Origin of the sequence: Mesorhizobium sp. M7A.F.Ca.ET.027.02.1.1, from assembly GCF_004022985.1 — a bacterium.
In the GTDB taxonomy this organism is placed as follows: Bacteria; Pseudomonadota; Alphaproteobacteria; order Rhizobiales; family Rhizobiaceae; genus Mesorhizobium.
Map to the genome: position 1 here is coordinate 1 of NZ_RZOL01000013.1, position 5,000 is coordinate 5,000.

Genomic DNA, 5,000 nt, shown 5'->3' on the forward strand with positions numbered 1-5,000 from the left:
CTGGGTGAGTTCGCGGCCGACCATCTTGCGTACGACATCGTCCGGTGAGACGGTTGCGATCGGATCGGTCGCCACGTAGCGGCCGTCGCGGAAGACGGTGACGCGGTCGCACAGCGAGAATATCTCGGCCATGCGGTGGCTGATATAGACCACCGAAATGCCCCGCTCCTTGAGCCCGCGCACGATCGAGAACAGGCGCTGCGCTTCGCTTTCGGTCAGCGCCGCGGTCGGCTCATCGAGCATCAGCACCTTGCAGTCGAGCGTGAGCGCCTTGGCGATCTCGACAAGCTGCTGGTTGGAAATGGAGAGGTCGGCAACCCTGGTACGCACCGGAATGGGCGCGAGCAGGTCCATGACCTTCTGGGCGTCGGCGTAGAGTTTTTGGAAATTCATCAGCGGCGCGCGCCGGCTGTTGATCGCGGCCATGTAGATGTTTTCGGCAACCGTCGCGTCCTGGCACAGCGCGATCTCCTGGTGGACAAGCGCAATGCCGAGACGTTGCGCGGCTGCGGGCGAGTGGATCGAAATGCGCTCACCATCGATCAGGATGTCGCCCTCGTCGGGCTGCAATACACCGGCGATCATGTTCATCAGCGTCGACTTGCCGGCGCCGTTCTCTCCGCACAGTGCATGGATTTCGCCGCGCCGCAGCTCGAACCGTACGTCGCTCAGCGCCTTGACCGGGCCGAACGCCTTGGACAGGCCACGGATTTCAAGAATGGGCGCCTGGGTCACGCCGTGCTCCTGCGATGAACCTGCGGGGGAGGAAGGAGGCCGAAGCCTCCTTCCCGGTTAATCCGGCCATGCCGAGGCCGGGCGGCGAGATCGAGACTATTCCTCGATGCCCTTGGTGCCGCGACGCTTGAGGTACTTGTCCCAGTAGAAGTCATCCGCATTGTCCTTGGAGACAATGGAGAAGCCATTGTCGACGAAGGGCACGCTCATCGGGTTGAAACCCGAACGCTTGGCGTCGTTCATCGGGTCGATCAGGCCGGGATGCTTGGCCATCCACAACAGCATGAAGCCCATATAGCCCTGCATGCCCTGGTTTGGATTGACCGAGCCGAAGATCTCGCCGGCCTTGATCATGTCGAGGATCTTGGCATTAACGTCGGCGAGCATGACGCGGATCTTGCCACCGCCTTCCTTGGCGGCCTGGGCAGCGCCGATGGCCGAGTTGGCCTCCGGCATGAACACGGCGCCAAGATCAGGATGCGCCTGCGCCAGGCTCAGAACCGCCTGATAGGCCTTGGTCGGATCCTGGTTCGAAGCGGCGCGGCCGACGAGCTTCATGTCAGGCCATTTGGCTTCCATGCGGGCAACGAACGCGTTGACGCGCTTGTCGTGGTTGTCCTGGCCGGGATTCTCCAGCACCGCATATTCGCCCTTGCCCTCCATCGCCTTGGCAACGGCGTCGGCGGCATAGGTGCCTTCGGCATTGTTGTCGGAGGTGATGTAGGAGACGCGCTTGGAATTCGGCGAGTCGGCGGCGAAGGTCACCACCGCGGTGCCCTGTTCGATGGCGCGGTTGATCGGCTCGATGAACGGATCGGAGTTCATCGGATGCACCAATATGCCGGCCGGCTTCTGCGCCAGCGCCTGGTCGAAGGTCGCGATCTGCTTGTTGACGTCGTATTCCGGCGTACCCGTATAGGCGGTCTCGCAGCCGAACTGCTGGCCGGCCTGCTTGAACATTTCATAGACCGGGAACCAGTATTCGACGCCCGAGACCATGACGTTCATGACATATTTTTCACCCGGCTCGCATTTGAACGGGTTTGGGGTTTCGGCGCGTACCTGCATCGACCCAAAGCAGGTCGATGCAGCCGCCGCGATTGCGAGCGTGCTCAGAAATTTGCGCAAGTTTCCTCCCTTGGCCGAAGCCATCCTCAATGACCGTCGCAGGCGCTCACCGAGCGCTGCCGTATGGATTTGATGATGCCGACCTTCCTCCGAAAGCCGACGATCGGGACATTACAACCTCGGCGCATGTTGTCAATATAATTCAGATATTGAAATATATTTCACAACCTACTTCCGGGGAGTCATACGCTCCGGTCGACGAAGGTGGTCGCAGGCCGCCAAGGTGGGCCAGGCAAGGCCTTTCCGGCCTTTTTGGCCGCGAACCGGGGAGTGTGGTTGGAGTATCTGCACCCAGGAGTTCGCGCGGTGCCCTCCCGCCGGCCGCGTCTTATCACGTGAAGCCCAGATCTTGTTTGATAAGCATCTGCTCCGGGCGCGGCGTGACGCTCTCCATGTCGCTTGGCCAAGAAGTCTGCTGCTGCGTCGGCTTACAGCAGCCTTGACCACCCGGAGTATTCCGAGAACCTTCGGCTGTCCCCCGAATGCGAACGGCCCGCTGGCTGGTGCCTGGCGAACTGTTTGTTTGGTGCAGATTGGTTTGCAGGGGACGGGATTGGTTTTTTTGTTCCGCAGCTGGGCTTCGCCTTGTTGCGGGCGCCTGATCCGGGGCAATCGGTGGCCAGCCAAGATGAACATCAAAACGGTCCGCCGGCATTGTTCCTGGCGGATTGTTTGCTTACCGAAGTTTGGTTGGGGAGAGGATTTGAGTTTTCTGTCTGGCGGCTTGGGCTTGGCCTGCTTGGGGGCGCCTGATGACATGACGGGTTAAACGCCGGCACCAGGGCAAAAAACAAAAGAGCCCGCACGAGGCGGGCTGTTTGTTTAGTGAAGTTTGGTTGCGGGGACAGGATTTGAACCTGTGACCTTCAGGTTATGAGCCTGACGAGCTACCGGGCTGCTCCACCCCGCGTCACCTCTTAGCAAGCGTTTGCTTGCTAATCTTAGCAAGCGTTTGCTTGCTAATCTAAGCAAGCGCTTGCTTGCGTTCCTAAGCAAGCGTTTGCTTGCTTTTTTGTGTAAGCCGAGGCCTACAGATAGGTATATGGCTGACCAAATGAAAGGGCCGCTTACGCGGCCCGTGATCCCTTGGCGGGCCATTTCATAAAGAGAAGACATCACTCCATCCGATTGGATGTGAGTTCAACGTGCGTTTAGCAGACCTGGCAGCGACCTACTCTCCCGCGTCTTGAGACGAAGTACCATCAGCGCTGGAGCGTTTCACGGCCGAGTTCGGAATGGGATCGGGTGCAGCCGCTCCGCCATAACCACCAGGTCGGCAAAACGCACGTTGTTCGAGAAGCTTTTGAGCGAAGGAGCACAAAGAGGCATCGGCAGCGGAGCTGTCGGGTGCCTCTCGGGGCTATTCGCTGGTCTTTTTTGTGCCTGTCATCCTCCGATTTGGAGCGATGAGCATAAGGAATGAGAACGATCAAGCCGATCGAACTATTAGTACCGGTAAGCTTCAAGCGTTGCCGCTCTTCCACACCCGGCCTATCAACGTGGTCGTCTTCCACGGTTCTCAGGGAATACTCGTTTTAAGGTGGGTTTCCCGCTTAGATGCCTTCAGCGGTTATCCCGTCCGGATATAGCTACCCTGCTATGCGGCTGGCGCCACAACAGGTCCACCAGAGATCCGTCCATCCCGGTCCTCTCGTACTAGGGACAGATCCTTTCAATATTCCTACACCCACGGCAGATAGGGACCGAACTGTCTCACGACGTTCTGAACCCAACTCACGTACCGCTTTAAATGGCGAACAGCCATACCCTTGGGACCTGCTCCAGCCCCAGGATGCGATGAGTCGACATCGAGGTGCCAAACAACCCCGTCGATATGGACTCTTGGGGGTCATCAGCCTGTTATCCCCGGCGTACCTTTTATCCGTTGAGCGATGGCCCTTCCACGCGGGACCACCGGATCACTATGACCGACTTTCGTCTCTGCTCGACTTGTCAGTCTCGCAGTCAGGCAGGCTTATGCCATTGCACTCAGCGAACGATTTCCGACCGTTCTGAGCCCACCATCGCGCGCCTCCGTTACTCTTTAGGAGGCGACCGCCCCAGTCAAACTACCCACCATACATTGTCCCGGACCCGGATAACGGGCCGCGGTTAGACATCCATAGTAATAAGGGTGGTATTTCAAGGGTGGCTCCACCTGAGCTGGCGCCCAGGTTTCAAAGCCTACCACCTATCCTACACATGCCACTACGAATGCCAATGTAAAGCTATAGTAAAGGTGCACGGGGTCTTTCCGTCTAACCGCAGGAACCCCGCATCTTCACGGGGAATTCAATTTCACTGAGTCTATGCTGGAGACAGCGGGGAAGTCGTTACGCCATTCGTGCAGGTCGGAACTTACCCGACAAGGAATTTCGCTACCTTAGGACCGTTATAGTTACGGCCGCCGTTTACTGGGGCTTCGATTCAGAGCTTGCACCCCTCCTCTTAACCTTCCAGCACCGGGCAGGCGTCAGACCCTATACGTCGTCTTGCGACTTCGCAGAGCCCTGTGTTTTTGATAAACAGTCGCTACCCCCTGGTCTGTGCCACCCTCCTCTACTTGCGTAGAAAAGGGTCACGCTTCTTCCGAAGTTACGCGTGCAATTTGCCGAGTTCCTTCAGCATAGTTCTCTCAAGCGCCTTGGTATACTCTACCAGACCACCAGTGTCGGTTTCGGGTACGGTTTATAAGGAGGAGCTATTTCCTGGAACCACGCAGCAGCCCGTTCAATCCGATAAGATTGGACTACCTCAATGATCCGTCACTACCTCCAAGCCCACGAATATTAACGTGGTTCCCATCGACTACGCGTTTCCGCCTCGTCTTAGGGGCCGGCTAACCCTGCTCAGATTAGCTTTAAGCAGGAACCCTTGGTCTTTCGGCGGGGGAGTCTCTCACTCCCCTTACGTTACTCATGTCAGCATTCGCACTTCTGATACCTCCACCACCCCTCACGGGTATGGCTTCATCAGCTTACAGAACGCTCCGCTACCGCTTGGCCCTTGCGGACCAAACCCTAAGCTTCGGTGTATGGCTTTAGCCCCGTTACATTTTCGGCGCAAAGACCCTTATTTAGACCAGTGAGCTGTTACGCTTTCTTTAAATGATGGCTGCTTCTAAGCCAACATCCTGG

General features: G+C 57.7%; 3 protein-coding genes, 1 tRNA gene and 2 rRNA genes (1 of these 6 running past the window's edge). 1 reads left to right on the forward strand and 5 read right to left on the reverse strand.

What is annotated here, in order from left to right; translation table 11 throughout:
* Together EN749_RS03105 and EN749_RS03110 are read right to left on the reverse strand one after the other, a co-directional pair.
* Positions 1 to 735 (reverse strand): ATP-binding cassette domain-containing protein (locus tag EN749_RS03105; RefSeq protein WP_145990872.1); only part of this gene is annotated, 735 nt, incomplete at its 3' end.
* A 96-nt stretch (positions 736 to 831) separates the two neighbouring features.
* Complete coding sequence (locus tag EN749_RS03110) at positions 832 to 1,863, reverse strand: substrate-binding domain-containing protein (RefSeq protein WP_128362544.1); 1,032 nt, start codon at positions 1,861 to 1,863, stop codon at positions 832 to 834.
* Positions 1,864 to 2,262: 399 nt separating this feature from the next.
* Here EN749_RS03110 and EN749_RS03115 point away from each other — a divergent pair, with 399 nt between their 5' ends.
* Positions 2,263 to 2,616 (forward strand): hypothetical protein, encoded by a 354-nt coding sequence (locus EN749_RS03115; RefSeq protein WP_127395615.1) that lies wholly within the window; start codon positions 2,263 to 2,265, stop codon positions 2,614 to 2,616.
* A gap of 80 nt (positions 2,617 to 2,696) precedes the next feature.
* On the opposite strand, the gene EN749_RS03120 is transcribed toward EN749_RS03115, so the two are convergent.
* The 3 genes from EN749_RS03120 to EN749_RS03130 form a co-directional block, all read right to left on the reverse strand.
* Positions 2,697 to 2,773: transfer RNA gene (locus EN749_RS03120), tRNA-Met, on the reverse strand.
* Between the two features lie 248 nt (positions 2,774 to 3,021).
* Positions 3,022 to 3,136, reverse strand: a 5S ribosomal RNA gene (gene rrf, locus EN749_RS03125).
* A 152-nt stretch (positions 3,137 to 3,288) separates the two neighbouring features.
* A 23S ribosomal RNA gene (locus EN749_RS03130) occupies positions 3,289 to 5,000 on the reverse strand; it runs 1,110 nt beyond the window's last position.